We start from the raw sequence: 19,946 nt of genomic DNA, 5'->3' as shown, positions 1-19,946 counted from the left end.
GCTCCTCCTCCCTGCCGGGGCCGTTCAGGTCCACCGGCCGGAACCGCAGGTGTCCGTACGGCCGGTGAGCCGGGACCGCAGGGCGCCGCGGCGTACCTTGCCCGTGCCCGTGCGCGGGACCTCGTCCCAGGTCAGTGCGGTGGGCGGGCGCAGCGCCGGGAGGTCGGCCACCGCCTCCTCCCAGCGGGCGGGGTTCAGCGTGCCGTCCGCGGTGACCACGACGGGCAGCGGCGGCTCGCCCGGGGTGGCGAGCAGCACGCACTCCAGGACCTCCGGCAGCCGGTCCTCCACGACGTCCTCCGTGGCCAGACAGCTGAGCCGGTGCGCGCGGTCGACCTCGCGGTCGAGCAGCCGGACACTGCCGTTCCGGTGCCGGACGCCGAGGTCGCCGGTGTTCCACCAGCCGCCGTGCTGCTTCGCCTCCCACCGGCCGTCCTCACCGACGTACGCGAGGCCGCGCGCCGAGGTCCTGACCAGCACCAGGCCCTCCCGGCCGCGGGGCAGCGGGGCGAGCGTGTCGGCGTCGACCACACGCAGCCGGGTCTTGAACGGGACCGGACGGCCGAGGTTGCGGGTGCCGGCACTGCCGGCGGCGCCGTCCGCCACGGAGCGGCGGGTGTGGAAGCGGAAGGTCAGCGGGCCGGTCTCGGTCTGGCCCCAGCCCTGCATCCACAGCGGCGCGCGGTGGCTGCTCGCGCGCAAGTACGCGCGGATGGTGGGCGGATGCACCGCGTCGTACGTGCTGACGCAGAGCCGGACGTTGCGGAAGGGGTTGTCCAGGCGCGCGGTGAGCGGCCGGAAGCGGACGAACGTGGCGGGGAGCGCCTCGACGATCGTCGGCGGCGCCTCCCGCAGCAACGGGTCGACGGCGTCCGGGTCCTGGCCCGTGACGATGGTGATCCGGCGCGGCGCCAGGCAGAGCACGCTCGCGGTCCAGCAGAACGTCCGGCCGTGGGCGAACGCGCTCGCGTTGAGGAGGGAGTCGGCGCGCCGTACGCCGATCTTCGGGTAGCGCACGGTCTCGAAACGGGCGAGCTTGCCGATGATCGTGCGGGTCGAGTGGACCACCAGCTTGGGCACGCCGGTCGTGCCGGAGGTGTGGTTGATGACCAGGGGCTCGTCGTCGTGCCGGCGACGCGGGGCCGGCACGGGGTGCCCCTGCAGCGTTTCGAGGGCGAGGGCGCCCGGTGACTCGCCGTCCAGCACGACGCAGACGCCCGCGGCCGGCAGCAGGTCGGTGCCCTCGGTGCGGCAGCGTTCGAGCAGGCCGGAGGAGGTCACGAGCAGGGCGGGACGCAGCCGTTCGAGGAGGAGCCGCAGGGCGTCCGGCGGGAGCTGCCCGGAGAGCTGGGCGGGCAGGGCGCCGATGCGTACCGCGGCGCAGGCCAGCAGGTCGTAGTCCCAGTGGTTGTCCTTGACGATCGCGATCCGGTCCCCGGGCCGGGCCCCGGCGGCGGCCAGCCGGCCCGCCATGTCCTGGACCAGTGCGGCCAGCCCGGCGACGGAGTGCGCCGTACCGGTCTCCGGCGCGATGTCGAAGGGCCGGTCCAGCCGGATCACCGTGTCGTGGCCCCGCTCGGCGCACTCGTCGAACAGGACCCCCATGTCATGCGGCTTCATGCGTCGTCCTCCGGTCGGTCGCGTCGTTCGGGCGGGGGCCGCGCAGCCGGCCGATGACCCGCGAGGCGGCGAGCGCCGCGGCCCGCACCGCGCCCTCGGAGGACGGCCGCAGCATCACCCAGTCGCCCGCGTACTCCACGGGACCGGTGGCGCGGGCCATGAAGCGCGCACGGCGGTTCAGCGCCGCGGGCGTGGCCTCCGGCAGGCCGTGCCGGAACGCGTGCACGAAGGTGCGCATCCGGGCGTGCTCCAGGCCCGGTACGTATCTCCTGGCCGCCGTGGTCAGGCGTGCGACGACCTCCCGGTGCGGCGCCGTGAGCAGCTCGGGGACGGTGCGGGCGTCCGCCAGGAGCGTCAGCAGCCCCTTGCCCGCCGGTGCCCGTGCCGGGTGCTTGACGTGGTCGGCGATGATGCCGGAGAGCGCGCTGTCCTCCGCGTCCGGGGTGAGGAGGAGGTAGGACGGCCGGCCCGCCACCGGGCCGAGCGGCCGGTCCAGCAGGCAGCTCACCTTCAGCGTCGGCGTGAAGGTGCACGCGGTGAGGTAGGCGGCCACCTCCGGGGCCGGGTTGGCGTGCAGCCGGGCCGCGACGGGCGCCGGCACGCACAGCACCGCGGCGCGTGCCGTGACGACCTCGCCGCCGATGCGCACACCGGCCGAGTCCCGGTCGGCGACGACCTCGTGCACCTCGCTGCCGGTCACCACGTCGAGGTCGGCGGCGAGCCCGCGGGCGAGCCGGTCCATGCCGTCCGCGTACGTACGCCAGGCTGCGGGCGGGCCCACCTCCCGCAGCAGGCTCAGCAGCGGGGCCGCGGCGGAGCGCGCGGTGTCCCAGCCGAAGAAGCAGCCGGCGACCGGCTGGAGGAGGTAGTCGTGCAGGTCGGGGTGGTAGCGGCCGGCCAGCTCCTGGAGGGTGATCCTGCCCAGCGGGGTCCGCTCGGGGTGGTCGGTGTCGAACTCCTCGCCGTGGCGCGCGAGCCGGCCGAGGAGGCGGGCCAGGTCGATGCGGGCGCGCGGGCCGAGCCCGGCACCGGTGATCACCGCGGACCGCTCCGCCAGGCCCGGCCGGGCCTTCCCGCCGCGCCACACCGCGAGCCGGCCGCCGAGCGGCGCCACCTCCTCGCGCGACAGACCCAGCCGCTCGATCAGCTCCCAGGTGGCGCGGTAGCCCTGCCGGGAGATCTGCTCGGCGCCCTCGTCGACGGTGTAGCCGTCGTGCCGGAAGCTGTGCATCCGGCCGCCGACGTGCCGCCGCTCCTCGTACACCCGCACCGTCAGCCCGGCCCGCCGCAGTTCGTGCGCGGTGGCGAGGCCCGCGATCCCGGCGCCGATCACGGCCACGTCCAGGTCCGGCCTCATGCGGTGGCCCCCGCGGCGACGAGGAGGTTCGCGGCCACCAGGAGCGCGACGCTCACCCGGTGCACGGCGAACCCGGTCCTCCGGGCCCGCATGATGTCGCCGAGGACGAACCCGGTGAGGAACTGCTTGGTGCGCAGCGCCGTCGCCGGGAGCATCAGGAGCACGAACCACCACGGCGCGAGTCCCACCGCCGAGGCGACCGCGCCGAGCAGGAACTCGGCGGCCGACAGGCAGCCGATGAAGACCGCGTTGCCGCGCTCCGACACCAGCGCTGCCACGGTGGGCCTGCCGACGGCACGGTCGCCCTCGACGTCGTTGGTGTTGGAGTACACCCCGAACATCAGCGGCCCGAACCCGAACAGCACGCCCTGGACGAGGAGGAACCACGAGAAGCGGCCCACGGCGAAGCCGTACGGCGCCACCACCAGCACCAGGCCCAGCCAGACGAGGAACGCCTCCTGGAAGCCGTGGTAGCTGAGCTTGAGGCCGTAGGAGTACTGGAGGGAGACCACGAACAGGGCCGCGGTCAGCACCGCCGCCCACAGCGGCCGGTGCGGGGCGACGGCCACGGCGGCCGCCCACAGGACCGCGCCGGCCAGCGCCGTCCACCGGGCGAACGCCATCGCCTGACGCTCCGTCAGGGTGCCGGCCACCAGGGGCTTGCGGAGCTTGTTGCGGAGGGGGTTGTCCGGGCCGTAGTTGGCGGTGTCGCTGCCGTCCCGGAAGCCGGTCACATCGTCCAGGGCGACCATCGCCATGATCACGCAGACCTGGCCGAGCAGGAACAGTAAGAGCATCGTGGCGGTGGCCGGGCCGGACCGCACGAGCGGCGGCAGCACGGCGGCGAGCACCACCAGGATGCTCAAGTAGTAGTCGAAGACGTCGAGTTTGCCCAGCCGGGCGTAGCTGCGCAACCGGTGCTCCGGCCGGCTCGTACCGGCCGTCCGCAGGCCGGATCGGAGGTCGTGAGAGGCCATCGGTTTGCTCCTTCCGCTCAGTTGCCCGCGAACTCGCACACGGCGTCGGCGACGTGCTCGACGTCGGCGTCCGTCAGCCGGTGGTGCACGGGCAGTGACAGTGCGCGCCGGCCGGCCCGCTCGGCGTGCGGCCAGCGGTCCCCGGGCGCGGCGAACACCGCGAACGCCGGCTGCAGCGGCAGCGGCAGGGGGTAGTACGCGTGGCAGTCGACGCCACGCTCGCGCAGGTGGTCCGCCAGCGCCTGCCGGCGGTCCGCGAGCACCGTGTAGACGTAGTAGCAGCGGCCGTCCCGGCCGGCGGGCGGCGGGACGATCCCGCGCTCGGCGAGCGGCGCGAACCGCTCGGTGTAGTACGCGGCGATGGCGGCGCGCCGCTCCAGCCGCCGCGGCAGCCCGCCGAAGCGGTGCACCTGGAAGGCCGCCTGGATCTCGTCGAACCTGCTGTTCCGCCCGATGACGTGGTGCAGGAACCGGCGGCTGCCGTCCTGCCCGTGGTTGCGCAGCATCCGTACCCGCTGCCCGATGCCGGCGTCCCTGGTCACCACCACGCCGCCCTCGCCGGGCATCCCGAAGGACTTCACCTGCACGAACGAGAACACTCCGGCCTCGCCCCACAGTCCGGCGGGCGTACCGTCGAGCACCGCGCCCTGCGCGACGGCGGAGTCCTCGATCAGCCGTACCCCGTGCCGCTGCGCCAGCTCGACGAAGGCCCGCATGTCGGCCATGACGGAGAAGACGTGCGCCGGCATGACCGCCTTGGTGCACGCGGTGATCCGGCGCTCCACCTCCACGGGGTCGGCGACCATCGTGCGGGGATCGATGTCGGCGAAGACCGGGGTGGCGCCGAGCTGGACGACGGACGCGGCGAGCGGGGCGCAGCCGAAGGCCGGCACCACCACCTCGTCGCCGGGGGCCACGCCCACCGCGGTGAGCGCCAGGTCCAGCGCCGAGGTCCCGCTGCCGCACGCGACCACGTCCGCCGCACCGAGGGAGTCCTGGAGCAGCCGCTCGAACCGCTGGGTGTGTTCCCCCAGGATGAAGCGCTGCTGCGGTGACATGCCGAGCTCCAGCAGGAGGTCGAGCAGGACCGTACGGTCGTCCTCGAAGAGGTCCGGCGGGAAGAACGGAATGCGGGCCGGGGTGGTCATAGCGGCCTCCCTCGGTAGAAGGCGCCGATCGCCTCGCAGACCCGGTCGAGCTGCCGCTCGGAAAGGTCCGGGTGGAAAGGCAGCGCCACCGCGTGCCGGCTCGCGGCCTCCGCATTCGGGAAGTCGCCCGGGGAATGGCCGGTTTCGGCGAAGCAGGGCTGGAGGTGCAGTGGTGTCGGGTAATAGACCTCGGTGCCGATGCCGTGCCGGGTGAGGTGCGATACCAGTTCGTCCCGGCGCTCGGCCTCGATCAGATAAACATAGAAGACGTGCGAGGAGCCGGGGCCGCGGTCGACGACTTCGGGCAGCCGCCGGACGCCGGGAATTCCGGTGAGCCGCTCCCGGTAAAGCGCGGCCAGTTCGCCGCGGCGGCGGATGTCGGAGTCCAGCCGGGTCAGCTTGGCCAGCAGTACGGCCGCCTGGATGTCGTCCATCTTGCTGTTCACCCCGGGCAGCGCGCTCCGGGTGGAGATCGCGGGGAAGTCGTCCAGGGTGCGGCCGAGCCGGCCGTGGTGGCGCAGCCCGGAGACCAGTTCCGCCGTCCCGGGGTCGTCGGTGAGCACGGCCCCGGCGTCGCCGAGCGCCCCGAGCGTCTTGCTCGGGAAGAACGACAGCACCCCGCCCGAGCCGTGCAGGCCGGCGTGCACCCCGCGCTGCCGCATGCCGATCGCCTCGGCGCTGTCCTCCACCAGCACCAGCCCGTGACGTGCGGCGACGGTGGCCAGCGCGGGCATGTCGGCCATCTGATGGAAGAGGTGCGCCGGCATCACGAAGCGGCTGGCGGGGGTGGCGGCGGCGGCCAGCGCCGCGGGGTCCATGGCGTACGTCACCGGGTCGATGTCGACGAACTGCGGCCGCCCGCCCGCCAGTACCACGGACGTGGCGGTGGCCGCGAAGGAGTACGCCGGCACCAGTACGCCGTCACCGGGGCGGATTCCGCAGGCACGCAGCAGCAGTACCAGCGCATCCGTCCCGCTGTTCACTCCGATCGCATAACGCGCTCCGGTGAACTCGCACAACGCCTTTTCCAGTTCCGCCACCTGACGGCCGTGCGAGAATTTTCCGTTGGCGAAGACTTCGTTCACTCGGCGCTCGATCAAGGGCCACAGCCGGGCGAATGTCGCCGCCTGCGAGAAGAATGGGACTGTATGACAATGAACTTGAGAGGACGCCGCGCTCTCATCGGTCGTACCGCGGCGATCCATGCCGAGAGATACCTCGACCACCCCCTGGGACGCATTCGGCGGTTTCCCGCAGGGTGAGACTCCCCGGTTCGCTGCATCCGACACTCTTCCTCTGTCATATTCACACTTTGCGGTAAGCCCTCTTCATATTTCTTGACTCACCAAACGGCGGCACGGAGCATTCGCTTGTCCGATGAACGGCGCGCACGCCGCGCACCGCTTTTGGAGGAAGATGCTGCAGCCCCTCGTGATCGGGCTGGGCCGTTCCGGAGCCGGACTCCACGTGAAGGCTCTCGCCCGCCTGGCCTCCTTACCCGAAGCCCCGTTGACCGTCGGCCCGTTGGTGGCCTGCGACTCCCGACCGGAGGCCGGTCGCGGTCTGCCGGGAGTGACGGTCACCCACTCGCTCGCCGAAGCCGTCCGGCTCGTCACCCCGCGGCTCACCGTCGTCCACGTCTGCACGCCACCGGCGTCGCGCACGCCCGTCCTCACCGAACTCGCCGCGCTCGGCTTCCGCAGGTTCCTGGTCGAGAAGCCCCTGGCAGCCGACCGTGCGGCCCTCGACGACATCGTCCGGCTCCGCCGCCACTACGACCTCGACCTGGTCGTCGTGAGCCACTGGCTGGCATCCGGCCTGACCGGCCGGCTGCGCCGGATCGTCCACGAGCGCCCCTTCGGCGCCCTGCGTCACATCGCCTTCGCCCAGCACAAACCGCGCTTCGTGCGGACCTTCACCCGCGAGGGCCACCCGACCGCCTTCGACGTCGAGATCCCGCACTCCCTCGGCGTCGCCCTCGACCTGGCCGGACCGGCCGAACTCGTCGACGCGCACTGGAGCGATCTCCGCTGCGACGACGGCGTACGCCCGCACATGGGCAGCGCCCGGCTCACCCTCCGGCACCACTCCGGCATCCGGACCGAGATCACCTCCGACCTCGCCTCGCCCGTACAGCAGCGCAGCGTCACGCTGCGGTTCGAGCGGGGATCGGTGACCGGTCACTACCCCCTCAGCGAGCACGACGACCACGCCCAGCTCGTCCTCCCCGACGACCCGCACGGCCCGCGCGTCTTCCGCGACGACGCGCTCACGGCCTTCATGCGCCGCACCTACCAGGACTTCGCGGCGGGCCGGCGGAACCACTCCGCCGTGCCCTACGACGTGGTCCGCCTGCTGTGCGCCGCGAAGGACCACTGCCGGGCCGCCGAACGCACGACCGCGGGGGAGACCCCGGACGCCCCGACAACCGAGGAGCAGTATGTGCGGTGAACCCCCCTTCCCCCGGAGCCGGCTGGCCGGCATCGGTGACGAGGCGGCCCCCGGCCTCGACGGGCAGCTCGCCGCGCTCGGCCGGCTGGGCTGGGGCGCGCTGGAACTGCGCTCCGTCGACGGCACGGCCGTGGCCGACCTCGATGACGGAACGTTCCGCGACGTCGTCGCACGCGTCCGGGACGCCGGTCTCGACGTGGTCTGCTTCGCCTCCCGGATCGGCAACTGGGCCCGCCCGGTCACCGGCCCCTTCGCCGACGACCTCGCCGAACTGGACACACTGGCCGAGCGCTGCGCCGCCCTGGACTGCCGGCACGTCCGGATCATGTCGTACCCCAACGACGGCCTCGCCGAGCCCGAATGGGCAGCCCGCGCCATCGACCGCGTCGGCCGCCTCGCCGACCGGGCCGAACAGGCCGGCCTCACCCTCCTGCACGAGAACTGCGCGGGCTGGGCCGGCGACCGCGCCGACCGCATGCTGCGCCTGGTGCGCGAGGTCGACAGCCCCGCGCTGCGCCTCCTCTTCGACACCGGCAACGGCATCCCGCACGGCTACGACGCCTTCGGCACGCTGGAGAAGGTGCTGGCGCACGTCGCCCACGTCCACGTCAAGGACGCCGTACGGGCGCCGGACGGCACGGTGGCCTACACCCTGCCCGGCGACGGCCGCGCCCGCGTCGCCGACTCCCTGCGGCTGCTCCTGGAGACCGGCTACACCGGCGCCTTCTCCCTCGAACCGCACCTCGCCTTCCGTCCGCACGAGTCGCCCGACGCACGGGACGGCACCCAGGACCCCTTCGTCGAGGCCGGGCGGCGCCTGGAACGGGTGCTGGCCCGGCTGGCTCCGTACGCGAGGCCGGCCGCCGTCCCGGAAGGAGCCCGCCGATGAGCGGCCGCCCCCTGCTCGGACCCGCCGACCACGACCTGCTCCTGCGCCTGCTGCGGACCCCGACCGCCGGCCCCCTGGAAGCCGGCCCCGAGGACGCGCACGCGCGGCTGTGGGACGCACAGCGCGCCTACGCGCGGGCCGCCGGGGAGTTCGGCATGCGGGTCGTGCACCACGCCCCGCCGCCCGCCGGCTGCCTGGACCGCCCGGACGTGCCCGCCGCCGTACGCAGGGCCGCCGCTGCCGACCCCGGCTTCCTCGACGCCCAGCCCAGCCTCGTCCTGCGCCTGGGGCCCGCACTGCCCCCGGCGGCGACCGTGATGTGCAACGTCCACCTCGACACGGTCGCCGGGCAGGAACCGGTGGCCTTCGACGGGCGCCGCTTCACCGGGCGGGGCGCCGTGGACGCCAAGGGCCCCGCGGTGGCCCTGCTCGCCGGATTGCGGGCGGCGGCAGCGGCGGACGCCTCGCTCGGCCGGGACACCGCCGTCCTCGTGCAGGCGGTCGCCGGGGAGGAGGGCGGCGCACTGGGCACGTACGGAACCAGGCCGCTGATCGAGGCCGGATACCACGGACGCCTCAACCTCTTCTGCGAACCGACCGGGCTGCGGTACCTCCCGAGGGCCACGGCCGCCATGACCGCGCGGATCACCGTCGAGGGTCAGGACGCGATCGACGACCGTCCGGACGCCGGGCACAACGCCACGGTCCTCCTCGGCTTCCTGGCCCAGCACCTGGCAGCGACGCTCGACGGCGCGCTGCCCGACGGCCGGGTATGCGTCGCGGGGCTGCACACCGGCGACCGGCACAACCGCGTCCACGGCAGCGGGTGCCTGCTCCTCAACCTCTCGTACGCGCGCACCGCGGACGGCGCAGCACTGGAGCACGCGGTGGGCGAGGCGCTCCGGACCGGCCTACTGGCGTTCGCCGAACGCTTCGGCCGCACCCGGGAGTTCGCCCGCACGGCCGCCGACGCTGCCCGGATCACCCGGCTCGACTGGGACAAACGCGGGCTGCCGTGCCTGGCCGATGCCGACCCGTGGACCGAGGCCGTCCTCGCGGACGCGGGCGTGCCCCGATGGCCCGCCGACGAACCGGCCTTCACCTGCGACGCCCTCTGGATGGCGGACCGCCCCGGCACCTTCACCGCGGTCCTCGGCCCCGGCTCCCTCGACACCAACCACGCGCACGCGCAAGGGGAGTTCGCCGACCTCGCCGAGCTGGAGGACTTCGCCGCCACGGTGTCCGCGGTGCTCACGGCGTTCGCCCGGCACACGGCCCGGCCGACGGACCGCCCCGCGGCACACCAAGGGAGCCCCGTATGACCCTGCCCCGACAGCACCGGGCACCGCAGCAGCCGGTACCGGTCGACCACAACGCCCTGCGTGCCGCCGTCACCGGCCGCTTCGCCTCGTACGGCATCCCGCACCGGCGCGCCCGCACGGCCGCCACCGCGCTCTGCTACGGAGACCTCACCGGGCTCGACTCGCACGGCGTCTTCAACCTCGGCCGCCTCTACCTCCCCCTCCTGGACAGCGGCCGGGCCGATCCGCTGGCCGACCCGGCGACGCTCACCGACCTCGGAGCCTGCGTCGTCCTCGACTCCCGCCGCGCGCTCGGGCTGTGGGCCGCCGCCGAGGCGATGGATCTCGCGGTGGAACGGGCCGGGCTGTACGGCATCGGCCTGGTGTCGGTACGCAACGCCACCCATTTCGGCTGCGCCGGCTTCCACACCGCGCGCGCCGCCGACCAAGGCATGATCGGTGTGCTCGCGGGCAACTGCGGCGGGCAGCGCATCGCCCGCCCGCCGGACGGCAGGCTCGCCATGCTCGGCACCAACCCGCTCAGCGTCGCCGCACCCGCCCTCACCGGCCGCCCCTTCGTCCTCGACATGAGCACCACGGTCGTGCCCACCGGCCGGATCCGCACCGCGGCCCGCCGCGGCGAGTCCGTTCCCGAGGGGTGGCTGGCGGACGAGGCGGGGGAGCCGCGTACGGACCCGGGCGCGTTCGACCGCGGCGAGGCGTACCTGCGCTGGCTCGGCGGCGCCCCGGAGACCGGCGCCTACAAGGGATTCGGGCTCGGCCTGGCGGTCGAACTGCTGGCCGCGCTGGTGCCGGGCGCCGCCGTCGGGCCGTCCCCCGAGGCGCTCCAGGGCGACGGCAGGCCGCACGGCAGCGACGACGACATCGGCTTCCTCGCACTCGCCGTCGCACCCGAGAAGCTGCGGCCGGACGGCGACTTCGCCGGCGCGGCCCGCGGGCTGTTCGGCACGCTGCTGGCCTGCCCGCCCGTCCACGAGGACCGACCCGTGCGCTATCCGGGCTGGTGGGAGGCGGAGCGGGCACGGAAGCGCCGCCGCGAGGGCATCCCCCTCCCGGCCCACCTTTACGAGGAGCTCACGGCCCTCGGCGTCCTCGACCCCGTGGACGGAGGGGTGCGATGACGCCCCGCCGCATCGCCGTGATCGGGCTCGGCGCGATCTCCCGGTACTACCTCGCCGCGATCGACCGGCTGCCCGGCTGGACCCTGGCGGCCGTGTGCGACGCGCGGCAGGAGGCCCTGGCCCCGCACCGCGGCCGCGTGGCCTGCCACACCGAGCACCGCGCGCTGCTGGCGGAGCCGGGCCTGGACGCCGTGGTCGTCGCCGTACCGAACCACGCGCACGCCGGGATCTGCGCGGACGCGCTGCGCGCCGGCCTCCCGGTCTGCGTCGAGAAACCACTCGCCCTGCACGCGGCGGAGGGGCGGGAGCTGGCCGCGCTCGCCAGGTCCCGGGCGACCCCGCTCTTCACCGCGTTCCACCGCCGCTACAACGACGGCGTACGGCTGCTGCGGCGCGACCTGGCCGCGGCGCGCGCACCCGTGGCATCGGTCCGCGTCCGCTACCTCGAACGCATCGAGCAGCACATCGCGGGCGACACCTGGTACCTCGACCCCCGGCGCTGCGGTGGCGGGTGTGTCGCGGACAACGGTCCCAACGCCTTCGACCTCGTACGGCTCCTCCTCGGCGACGTCGAGGTCGAAGGCGCTGAGGTCACCCGCGATGCCCGGGGCACGGACCGGCAGGCGGTCATCGCGCTGCGGGCCGTCGGCGGGGCCACCGCCACGGTGGAGCTGGACTGGTCGTACCCCGGCGAGACCAAGGACATCGAGGTGCGGCTGGCGGACGGCACCGTGCACCGCACCGACATGCTGGCCGGGCATACGGGCTTCAAGGCGTCGCTGTGGCACGAGTACGAGGGCATCCTCGACGGCTTCGCCGCGGCAGGACCGCCGGCGGACACCGGGGCCGACGACGGCCTCGCCGCGCTGGAGCTGGTGGCGGCCGTCTACCGCACCGAACAGGCCGTAAAGGCAGAGGGGGGACGACAGTGACCGGTCGGACGCCGGAGGAGAACGGCGCGAAGCGCTCCGTGCGGGGCGACCTCGTGAAGGTGCTGCTGCACCGCCGTACGGACCGTGGCATGACGCTCGAACCGCACGCCAGCCGCTGTGTACGCCGCGGCGAGGTGCACGAACTGGTCACCACCGACCAGCGGGACACCGGTCCGGGCGCCCGCATCGACCGGGTCGGCTTCCTCGGCTTCGTGGAGCTGGCCTGCGCCGGGGTGATCGACCGCGGCGACGACGTGTGGATCGACGGTCTGCGCATCGGCACCGTGATCGGCTTCGACGCCTGCCACTTCCCGAACCACTACAACATCCTCATCGCCGGCGGCCGGCTCGTCACCGGCGGCGACCTGGAGCTGTGCCCGGAACTGCCGGTCGCCTTCACCCAGGTACGGCCCGCCGCGCCCTGACCGGACCCCGCGGCCCGCGCACACACCACGGCCGGTGGCCCCTTCCGGGACCACCGGCCGCACCCGTTCCGGGGTGGTGTGCCGCGTCAGCCGAGCAGCTCGACGTTCAGCCGGCCGAAGTGGTACTCGCGTACCGCGGCGAGCAGTTCGTCGACGGACAGCTCACCGTCGTTGTCGGAGTCCACCTTGTCGAACGCCTCCTGGGCGGCGGAGCCGTTCACGCCGACGCCGGTCAGCCAGGCCTCGAACTCGCCCGCGTTGATCTGTCCGTCGGAGTTCTTGTCGCAGAGACCGACGATCCCCTTGACCACCGGACCGAGCGCGCGGTTGAAGTCGGCCTCGCCGCCCTCGAAGATCAGGTTCTGCGTGACGCTCATGAACTGGTCCTTGGTGAGCGGACCGTTCGCGGGCGCCCCGGCCGCCTGCGTGAGGTGGTCGAAGAGGTTGCGGAAGCCTTCCCGCAGCGTCTTCGCCTCCTTGGAGCGGGCGTCGGCCCCGAAGTTCTGGGCGATCTTGGCCGCCTCCTGTTCGAAGTCACCCCATTCGAGGATTCCATTGCCGTCCGCGTCCCACTTGTCGAACCTCTTCTCGAGCCGCTCGTTCGCCACGGGAGTAGTCATTACGGTGTCCTTTCCTCGGTCGTACGGGACATGCGCGATGCCGGAAAGGTTTTCCGGCACCGCCTCGCGCGGCCTTCCTTCCCCGAAAGCCGGCAAGTTCTGATGAAGCTCCGTGGATTGCTGGAACACTCCGCCGACGGCGGAATGCAGAATCCCTTCAGAGCAGGGTGACCCGGGGCCCGGAGGCCTTTCCACGGGTGTCGAGCAGGGCGCATTCCGCGCGGGCCAGCGACGCCATGTCGTAACAGGCGTGGTCCTGCAGGAGAATGGCCAGATCCGCGCCCGCCAGGGCGTCACGCAGGGATTCCACGCGGCGCAGCGCCACGCCGTCGGCGGCGAATTCCGGGACGTACGGATCGTGGTAGCGGACCGTCGCCCCCCGGTCGCGAAGACCGCGTGCCACCGGTCCCGCCGGCGACTCCCTGGCGTCGGCCACATCGGGCTTGTACGCCACCCCGAGGAGCACCACGGACGCCGCTTCCGGCGGCTTGCCCAGCTCGTCGAGGAGCCCGACGGCCCGGCCGACGACGTGCGCCGGCATCCGCGAGACCACCTCGTGGGCCGCGGCCAGCATCCGGAAGGAGAAGCCCTCGGCCTCGGCCCTGGCGGCGAGGTAGCGCGGGTCGACCGGTATGCAGTGGCCGCCCACCCCGGCCCCGGGCCGGAAGGACGCGAAGCCGAAGGGCTTCGTCCCGGCGCAGTGCAGTACGTCCCAGACGTCGATGCCCGTCCGGTCGCAGTACAGCGCCACCTCGTCGACCAGCGCGATGTTGATGTACCGGTAGGTGTTCTCCAGCAGCTTGGCCATCTCGGCCTCCCGCGTGCCCCGCGAGACCACCAGCGTCCGCACGAAGCGGCCGTAGAAGGCGACCGCGTGCTTGGCGCACAGGGGAGTGCAGCCGCTGACCACCTTCGGGGTGTTGTGGAGCCCGTACCGCCGGTTGCCCGGATCGATGCGCTCGGGCGAGTAGGCGAGATGGAAGTCGGCGCCCGCCCGCAGCCCGCTGCCGTTCTCCAGGAGCGGGCGGACGACTTCCTCCGTGGTGCCCGGATAGCTGGTGGACTCCAGCACCACGAGCATGCCGGGCCGCAGGCAGCGGGCCACGGTCCGGGCCGCCGCGCGCACCGCGGAGAGATCCGGGGCGCCGCCGGCGCCCAGACCGGTGGGCACGCAGATCACCACGGTGTCCGCCAGGCCCGGCGCCCTCGGATCCGAGGTGGCGCGGAAGCCCGCCGCGCGCATGGCGGCGACGGCCGCGTCCGCGACCCCGCCGACGTGCGAACGCCCCCCGTTGAGACCCGTCACCACGGCGTCCGAGACGTCGTACCCCACGGTGGTCAGCCCCGCGGCGCACGCGGCCCGTGCCAGCGGCAGCCCCACGTGCCCCAGTCCGATCACGGTGAGATCGGCAGTCATGACATGTCCCCCCTGTCTGTGACGGCTCGTTACCGGATCAGGCGGAGAAGCTCCCCGTGCCCGCGGCGAGATGCGAGCCGTGTCCCGGCTGCACGGTGAGGCTCGGGGTCATGCAGAACGGGTCCGCGTACACCTTGACGGGGCCGTCGGTGCGATTCGCCAGCACGTGGGAGCCGATCGGCAGTTTGGTGCAGCCGCTCGGATTCTGGTACGTCGTGAGAGGCTGGAATTCGGTTTCGAACACAATGACCTCGCCCTCGGCCGCGGCCGCCGGGACGGTCGTCGCGGCCGTCGTGAGAGCCGCGGCTGCGAGGAGGAGGAGAGCGGATCCGATTCGGCGCATATGCCTTTCCTTTCGTGGAGAGCAATCGCTGCTCGAATGCTGCCCTTCGGCCGCCCGGCGTAATATTCACCCGTCAAGGTGCACCCGAATCAGCGACAATGCGGAGATCCGGTCGCATGAGGCGATCGTATGATCGGCGCCGCCGGGAATGGATATATTCGCGACCATGGATGAAATGGCCCTGCTGGCACGCTCCGACGGCCCGGTCACCCGCGCCCGTCTCCGCCGCGACCTCACGGCGCTCGGCCTCGCCGAGGGCGACACCGTCATGTTCCACACCCGACTGTCGGCCCTCGGATACGTGGCGGGCGGGCCCGAGACCGTCATCGGCGCGCTCGGCGAAGTCGTCGGCAAGGGCGGCACGTTGATGGTCACCTGCGGCTGGAACGACGCCCCGCCCTATGACTTCACCGGCTGGCCCCAGGCGTGGCAGGACGCGCTGCGCGCGGAACACCCCGCCTACGACCCGCTCATCAGCGAGGCGGACCATGCCAACGGCCGCCTCCCGGAGGCCCTGCGCCGCCTGCCCGGAGCCGTCCGCAGCCGGCACCCCGACGCGAGCTTCGCCGCGCTGGGCGCCGCCGCCGAGGAGCTGATGGCCGACCACCCGTGGGACGGCCCGCACGGCCCCGGCAGCCCGCTCGCACGGCTGGTCGACACCGGCGGCCGGGTCCTCCTCCTGGGCGCGCCGCTGGACTCCCTCACACTGCTGCACCACGCCGAGGCGCTCGCCGACGCGCCGGGCAAGCGGTTCGTGACGTACGAGCAGCCGGTCGTGGTGGGCGGCGAGCGGGTGTGGCGACGCTTCCACGACATCGACTCGGAGGACGGCGCCTTCGACTACTCGGCCGTCGTCCCCGAGGGGACATGGCCGTTCGAAGTGATCGTCCGTGATCTGCTCGCCGCCGGCCTCGGCAGCAGCGGGCGGGTCGGCGCGGCGGAGAGCCACCTCTTCGAGGCCCGGGACGTCGTGGAGTTCGGCGTCGCCTGGATCGAGGAGAAGCTGCGCGGGCCCGCCTCCTGAAGACCGCGGGACCTCACCGCCACTTGCCTGGTCACTGCCCCCGCCCGCCGCGGAGCGCGGGGTCGGGGGCCTCGTCGATCAGGCCCCGGCGTTCGGTGGACTCTGCCTGGTCCGGCCGGGGGATCTCGGGGTGGTGCAGGTCGAAGGCGGGGGACTCGGAGCGGATCCGGGGCAGCGCTGCGAAGTTGTGCCGGGGCGGCGGGCAGGCCGTCGCCCACTCCAGCGAACGCCCGTACCCCCAGGGGTCGTCGACCGCGACCCGCGGCGCGTACCGGGAGGTCTTCCAGACGTTGTAGAGGAACGGCAGCGTGGAGATGCCGAGCAGCAGGGCGCCGATGGAGGAGAGCGTGTTCAGCACGGTGAAGCCGTCGGCCGCGAGGTAGTCGGCGTAGCGCCGGGGCATGCCTCCGGCGCCGAGCCAGTGCTGGACGAGGAAGGTGGTGTGGAAGCCCACGAAGAGCGTCCAGAAGTGGATCTTTCCCAGCCGCTCGTCCAGCAGGGTGCCGGTGAACTTCGGCCACCAGAAGTGGAATCCGCCGAACATGGCGAAGACGACCGTGCCGAACACCACGTAGTGGAAGTGGGCGACCACGAAGTAGCTGTCGCTCACGTGGAAGTCCATCGGGGGCGAGGCGAGGATGACGCCGGTCAGCCCGCCGAACAGGAAGGTGACGAGAAACCCCAGGGACCAGAGCATGGGTGTCTCGAACGACAGGGAGCCACGCCACATCGTGCCGATCCAGTTGAAGAACTTCACCCCGGTCGGCACCGCGATCAGGAACGACATCAACGAGAAGAACGGCAGCAGGACGGCGCCGGTGACGAACATGTGGTGCGCCCACACCACGATCGACAGACCGGTGATCGTGATGGTCGCAGCGACCAGCCCGAGGTAACCGAAGACGGGCTTACGGGCGAAGACCGGAATGATCTCGCTGATCACACCGAAGAACGGCAGCGCGATGATGTAGACCTCGGGATGCCCGAAGAACCAGAACAGGTGCTGGTACAGCAGGGCGCCGCCGTTGGCCGGGTCGTAGACGTGCGCCCCGAACTTCCGGTCGGCGGCGAGGGCCAGCAGGGTGGCGGCGAGCACGGGGAAGGCCATCAGCACCAGCACGCTGGTCAGCAGGACGTTCCAGGTGAAGATCGGCATCCGGAACATCGTCATGCCCGGCATGCGCATGCAGATGATGGTGGTGATGAAGTTGACGGAGCCGAGGATGGTGCCGAAGCCGGAGAGCGTCAGCCCCAGTACCCACATGTCCCCGCCGATCCCGGGTGTCCGGGTGGCGTCGGAGAGGGGCGTGTACGCGAACCACCCGAAGTCGGCCGCCCCGTCCGGCGTCAGGAACGCTCCCACCGCGATCAGGGAACCGAAGAGGAAGAGCCAGTAGGACAGCATGTTGAGGCGGGGGAACGCGACGTCCGGCGAGCCGATCTGCAGCGGCATGACGGCATTGGCGAAGCCGGAGAACAGCGGGGTGGCGAACATCAGCATCATGATCGTGCCGTGCATGGTGAACGCCTGGTTGAACTGCTCGTTCGACAGGAGCTGCAGGCCGGGCCGGGCCAGCTCGGCGCGCATCGACAGCGCCAGCAACCCGCCGATCAGGAAGAAGACGAAGGCCGTCACCATGTAGAGGGAGCCGATCTTCTTGTGGTCCGTGGTGGTCAGCCACCTCACCACCGCCGCGCCTCGCGTACGGCGCGGCTTCTCCCGGACCGTCAGCTGATCCGGATCTTCCGTCTGCGTCCCCATGGCGCCCGCTCTCTTCCCGCGTCCCGTCCGGTACCGGCCGGTATACGGCACCGGGCGGGAGCGGCCGGGCCATTGCGCCGTACGTGGGAGGGGACGGGGGGCCGGTGCGCGGCGTCAAGGTTCCGGAATGAGGGCCCGCTCCAGGACGTCCCGGGCCACCTCCCGCAGCAGCCGGCTGTGGCTGCGGGCGTGGCCGCGCATCGCGTCGAAGGCCTCCTGGACGCTCACCCCCATGCGGTGGGACAGGAAGCCCTTGGCCTGCTCGATGGTGACGCGGCTCTGCAGGGCCGTGCGCAACTGGTCGTTGACCTTGCGGTAGGCGCTCAGGGACTGCTGGTGGCACAGCGTGGCGGCGGCGACATGGGCCAGCGCCTGACTCAGCCGCACGTCCCGCTCGGGCACGGGGTCGGTGGTACGGAGCAGCAGCAGGGCCCCGTCGGGCCGGTCCCGATAGGCCAGCGGTACCGCGCCGGCGAAGCGGTAACCGGCCGCGAGGGCCGTCTTGGCGAAGCGGGGCCAGCGGTCGGTGGTGCGCATGAGGTCCACCGGGCCGATCGGGGCGGCCGTGTGGTAACTCTCCCGGGCCGGCCCCTCCAGCGGAGAGGTGGCCAGCAGGCCGGTGAAGGCCGGATCGGTCTCGCTCGCCGCGGCCGGCCGGAGACCTTCACCGGGCGGCGCGCACAGCACGCCCGCGGCCGACACGTCCAGTAATTGCACGCACCGGAGGGCGAACCGCTCCAGATATCCGCTGGTGTCGACGAGATCCCGGCAGCAGGCACCGGCGAGGTCCACGAAGACGTCGGCCAGGAGCTGTTCACGACCCATGTTCATCCTTAGAGCACCGAGAAGGGAGCGGAAAACGATCGTCCGGCCGACAGGAGGGCGGCCCACACCGTCGGCCGTTGCGCCCTCCTCCGGCGATGCCGCACACCGCGCGGTCACCACGCGGTGCCGGCACCCTCTCAGGATCTCGTACAGACCCGGGCCCATGACTATGACTCGGACATGTACACCTGCCCGTGTACCCCTGGAGTCCGGATTCACCCCTCTCATGACCGATCGGTTGTGTCCGTCCGGCCCTCTTCGGGACCAGCGACCTTGCCGTTGGGGCATGCCCCGGGGACAGGTGCGTCTGTCGTAGTCGGCCAATCGGCGGGCCCGCGACATTGGCTCGTACGGGACCCGGTGTTCCGACCCGGTGCTCCCCGTACGGTCAGGCCGTCGCGTCCCGCCCCAGCAGCGCCGGCACCTCCTTGTGGCCATTGGCGAGGAACGAGCCCTGGGGCCGCAGTTCGTGCGGCGGGACGGCGAGCGCCAGGTCCGGGAAGCGTGTGAAGAGCCCGCGGAGCGCGATCTCGGCCTCCATGCGGGCCAGCGGCGCGCCCAGGCAGAAGTGCGCCCCGTGCCCGAACGCCAGGTGCTCGCTGCTGGACCGGGACAGGTCGAACTCCTCTGCGGTGGGCCCGTGCAGCGCGGGATGGCGGCCGGCCGCCGAGTACGAGGCGAGGATCGCTTCGCCCGCCTTGATGGTCTGCCCCGTCGGGAGGGCGATGTCCTCGGTGGCGAAGCGCATCGGCAGATGGGGGACCGGAGCCTCCCAGCGGAGGGCCTCCTCGACCACGGAACCCCACTCGGCCCGGCCGTCACGCACGGCGGCGAGCTGGTCGGGATGGCTGAGCAGGGCGGTGACGGCCTGGTCCAGGAGGTTGACGGTGGTCTCGTAACCCGCGCTGATCACGAGCAGCAGGGTGTCGAGCAACTCCTGTTCGCTGAGCCGCGAACCGTCGCCCTCGACGTCGCGGGAGGCGATCAGCGTCGAGGTGAGGTCATCGGCGGGCGCCGCCCGCTTCGTGGCGACGAGCCGGGTCAGCAGCCCGTACAGCTCCTCGGTGTTGGCCGTGGCCTCCTCGGGCGTGAGGGTGGTGGCGAAGACCGCGTCCACGGCCCCGCGGAAGGAGCCGATCGCGTCCTCGGGCAGGCCCATGAGATGGCCGATGACCTGGATCGGCAGCGGGTAGGCGAAGCGGGCGCGGAGATCCGCCGGTTCGCCGGGCGGCGTGGCCGCGAGGTCGTCGAGCAGCCCGTTCGTCACCTCCTCGATCCGCGCCGTCAGCGCCTGCACGCGGCGCGCGGTGAAGGCCGGGCTGACCAGGCGGCGCAGCCGGCGGTGGTCGGCGCCGTACGCGGTGAACATGTTCCGCACGGCCACCCAGAGAGCCAGCGGCCACTTGCCGACGATCTGATCGGGGAAGAGCGGCCAGTGCTGGTGCGGGTCCTTGGAGATCCGGGAATCGGTCAGCAGCCGCTTGAGCAGGGCGGGATCGGTGACGGCCCAGGCCGGTACGCCGAGGACGTCGACGCGCGCGGCCGGGCCGCGGGCGCGCAACGCCGCGTCCTCGCCATGCCGATCGCTCCCGGTGGGATCCAGAACGAGTATCTGCTGGTCGTCCATGCGGTTCTCTCCTCGGTGTGTGCGCTGTGCGCGGATGGGGTGGGGCTGTACCTGGACAGGCGGTGCTGCACGTGGCTGCGCGGTGT

General features: G+C 72.6%; 18 protein-coding genes. 7 read left to right on the top strand and 11 right to left on the bottom strand.

The features are described 5' to 3' along the window. Nucleotides 1-24: 24 nt before the first annotated feature. From ACZ6WH_RS13815 to ACZ6WH_RS13795, 5 genes are read right to left on the bottom strand one after another with little or no spacing between them, the layout of a single operon-like run. Nucleotides 25-1,620 carry an AMP-binding protein gene (locus ACZ6WH_RS13815; RefSeq protein WP_469728295.1) on the bottom strand — a complete coding sequence of 532 codons (1,596 nt, stop codon included), beginning with the start codon at nucleotides 1,618-1,620 and terminating at the stop codon, nucleotides 25-27. Beyond that, on the bottom strand, nucleotides 1,607-2,977 hold the full coding sequence (locus ACZ6WH_RS13810; protein WP_469728293.1) for a protoporphyrinogen/coproporphyrinogen oxidase: 1,371 nt from the start codon (nucleotides 2,975-2,977) through the stop codon (nucleotides 1,607-1,609). Before ACZ6WH_RS13810 ends, ACZ6WH_RS13815 begins: the two co-directional genes overlap by 14 nt. After that, nucleotides 2,974-3,954, bottom strand: coding sequence for a UbiA family prenyltransferase (locus tag ACZ6WH_RS13805; protein ID WP_469728291.1), 981 nt, complete (start codon nucleotides 3,952-3,954; stop codon nucleotides 2,974-2,976). The genes ACZ6WH_RS13810 and ACZ6WH_RS13805 overlap by 4 nt, the downstream gene beginning before the upstream one ends. Nucleotides 3,955-3,971: 17 nt before the next feature. Next, complete coding sequence (locus ACZ6WH_RS13800) at nucleotides 3,972-5,102, bottom strand: DegT/DnrJ/EryC1/StrS family aminotransferase (protein WP_469728290.1); 1,131 nt, start codon at nucleotides 5,100-5,102, stop codon at nucleotides 3,972-3,974. Further along, a complete protein-coding gene (locus tag ACZ6WH_RS13795; protein WP_469728289.1) occupies nucleotides 5,099-6,187 on the bottom strand; it encodes a DegT/DnrJ/EryC1/StrS family aminotransferase in 1,089 nt (362 codons plus the stop codon). The genes ACZ6WH_RS13800 and ACZ6WH_RS13795 overlap by 4 nt, the downstream gene beginning before the upstream one ends. A 331-nt stretch (nucleotides 6,188-6,518) precedes the next feature. On the opposite strand from ACZ6WH_RS13795, the gene ACZ6WH_RS13790 reads away from it, so the two are divergent. From ACZ6WH_RS13790 to ACZ6WH_RS13765, 6 genes are read left to right on the top strand one after another with little or no spacing between them, the layout of a single operon-like run. Further along, nucleotides 6,519-7,553, top strand: a complete 1,035-nt coding sequence (locus tag ACZ6WH_RS13790) for a Gfo/Idh/MocA family oxidoreductase (protein ID WP_469728287.1) — start codon at nucleotides 6,519-6,521, stop codon at nucleotides 7,551-7,553. After that, nucleotides 7,543-8,442: a sugar phosphate isomerase/epimerase family protein gene (locus ACZ6WH_RS13785; protein WP_469728286.1), complete on the top strand. Its 900-nt coding sequence runs from the start codon at nucleotides 7,543-7,545 to the stop codon at nucleotides 8,440-8,442. Before ACZ6WH_RS13790 ends, ACZ6WH_RS13785 begins: the two co-directional genes overlap by 11 nt. Continuing rightward, complete coding sequence (locus ACZ6WH_RS13780) at nucleotides 8,439-9,764, top strand: M20/M25/M40 family metallo-hydrolase (RefSeq protein WP_469728285.1); 1,326 nt, start codon at nucleotides 8,439-8,441, stop codon at nucleotides 9,762-9,764. The genes ACZ6WH_RS13785 and ACZ6WH_RS13780 overlap by 4 nt, the downstream gene beginning before the upstream one ends. Continuing rightward, nucleotides 9,761-10,885: an Ldh family oxidoreductase gene (locus tag ACZ6WH_RS13775; protein ID WP_469728283.1), complete on the top strand. Its 1,125-nt coding sequence runs from the start codon at nucleotides 9,761-9,763 to the stop codon at nucleotides 10,883-10,885. The genes ACZ6WH_RS13780 and ACZ6WH_RS13775 overlap by 4 nt, the downstream gene beginning before the upstream one ends. Continuing rightward, complete coding sequence (locus ACZ6WH_RS13770) at nucleotides 10,882-11,817, top strand: Gfo/Idh/MocA family protein (RefSeq protein ID WP_469728282.1); 936 nt, start codon at nucleotides 10,882-10,884, stop codon at nucleotides 11,815-11,817. Before ACZ6WH_RS13775 ends, ACZ6WH_RS13770 begins: the two co-directional genes overlap by 4 nt. After that, complete coding sequence (locus ACZ6WH_RS13765; protein WP_469728280.1) at nucleotides 11,814-12,242, top strand: DUF6917 domain-containing protein; 429 nt, start codon at nucleotides 11,814-11,816, stop codon at nucleotides 12,240-12,242. Before ACZ6WH_RS13770 ends, ACZ6WH_RS13765 begins: the two co-directional genes overlap by 4 nt. A gap of 86 nt (nucleotides 12,243-12,328) precedes the next feature. On the opposite strand, the gene ACZ6WH_RS13760 is transcribed toward ACZ6WH_RS13765, so the two are convergent. The 3 genes from ACZ6WH_RS13760 to ACZ6WH_RS13750 form a co-directional block, all read right to left on the bottom strand. Next, nucleotides 12,329-12,862, bottom strand: coding sequence for an EF-hand domain-containing protein (locus ACZ6WH_RS13760; RefSeq protein WP_469728278.1), 534 nt, complete (start codon nucleotides 12,860-12,862; stop codon nucleotides 12,329-12,331). Nucleotides 12,863-13,019: 157 nt separating this feature from the next. Next, nucleotides 13,020-14,279 carry a nucleotide sugar dehydrogenase gene (locus ACZ6WH_RS13755; protein ID WP_469728277.1) on the bottom strand — a complete coding sequence of 420 codons (1,260 nt, stop codon included), beginning with the start codon at nucleotides 14,277-14,279 and terminating at the stop codon, nucleotides 13,020-13,022. A 37-nt stretch (nucleotides 14,280-14,316) separates the two neighbouring features. Further along, nucleotides 14,317-14,622 (bottom strand): hypothetical protein, encoded by a 306-nt coding sequence (locus ACZ6WH_RS13750; protein WP_469728275.1) that lies wholly within the window; start codon nucleotides 14,620-14,622, stop codon nucleotides 14,317-14,319. 166 nt (nucleotides 14,623-14,788) lie between these two features. Between ACZ6WH_RS13750 and aac(3) the strand changes: the two genes are divergently transcribed. Then, complete coding sequence (gene aac(3), locus ACZ6WH_RS13745; RefSeq protein ID WP_469728274.1) at nucleotides 14,789-15,646, top strand: aminoglycoside 3-N-acetyltransferase; 858 nt, start codon at nucleotides 14,789-14,791, stop codon at nucleotides 15,644-15,646. 31 nt (nucleotides 15,647-15,677) lie between these two features. Here the strand turns inward: aac(3) and ctaD are convergent, their stop codons facing one another. From ctaD to ACZ6WH_RS13730, 3 genes are all read right to left on the bottom strand, one after another. Then, nucleotides 15,678-17,408, bottom strand: coding sequence for an aa3-type cytochrome oxidase subunit I (gene ctaD / locus ACZ6WH_RS13740; protein ID WP_469728272.1), 1,731 nt, complete (start codon nucleotides 17,406-17,408; stop codon nucleotides 15,678-15,680). A gap of 114 nt (nucleotides 17,409-17,522) precedes the next feature. Further along, nucleotides 17,523-18,233 carry an ANTAR domain-containing protein gene (locus tag ACZ6WH_RS13735; RefSeq protein WP_469728270.1) on the bottom strand — a complete coding sequence of 237 codons (711 nt, stop codon included), beginning with the start codon at nucleotides 18,231-18,233 and terminating at the stop codon, nucleotides 17,523-17,525. Between the two features lie 388 nt (nucleotides 18,234-18,621). Then, a complete protein-coding gene (locus ACZ6WH_RS13730; RefSeq protein ID WP_469728269.1) occupies nucleotides 18,622-19,860 on the bottom strand; it encodes a cytochrome P450 family protein in 1,239 nt (412 codons plus the stop codon). Nucleotides 19,861-19,946 lie beyond the last annotated feature (86 nt).

The organism is Streptomyces sp. NPDC050806 (assembly GCF_055586425.1).
The sequence above is the reverse complement of the archived record's forward strand: the minus strand, read 5'-3'. Positions and strand labels throughout refer to the sequence as shown.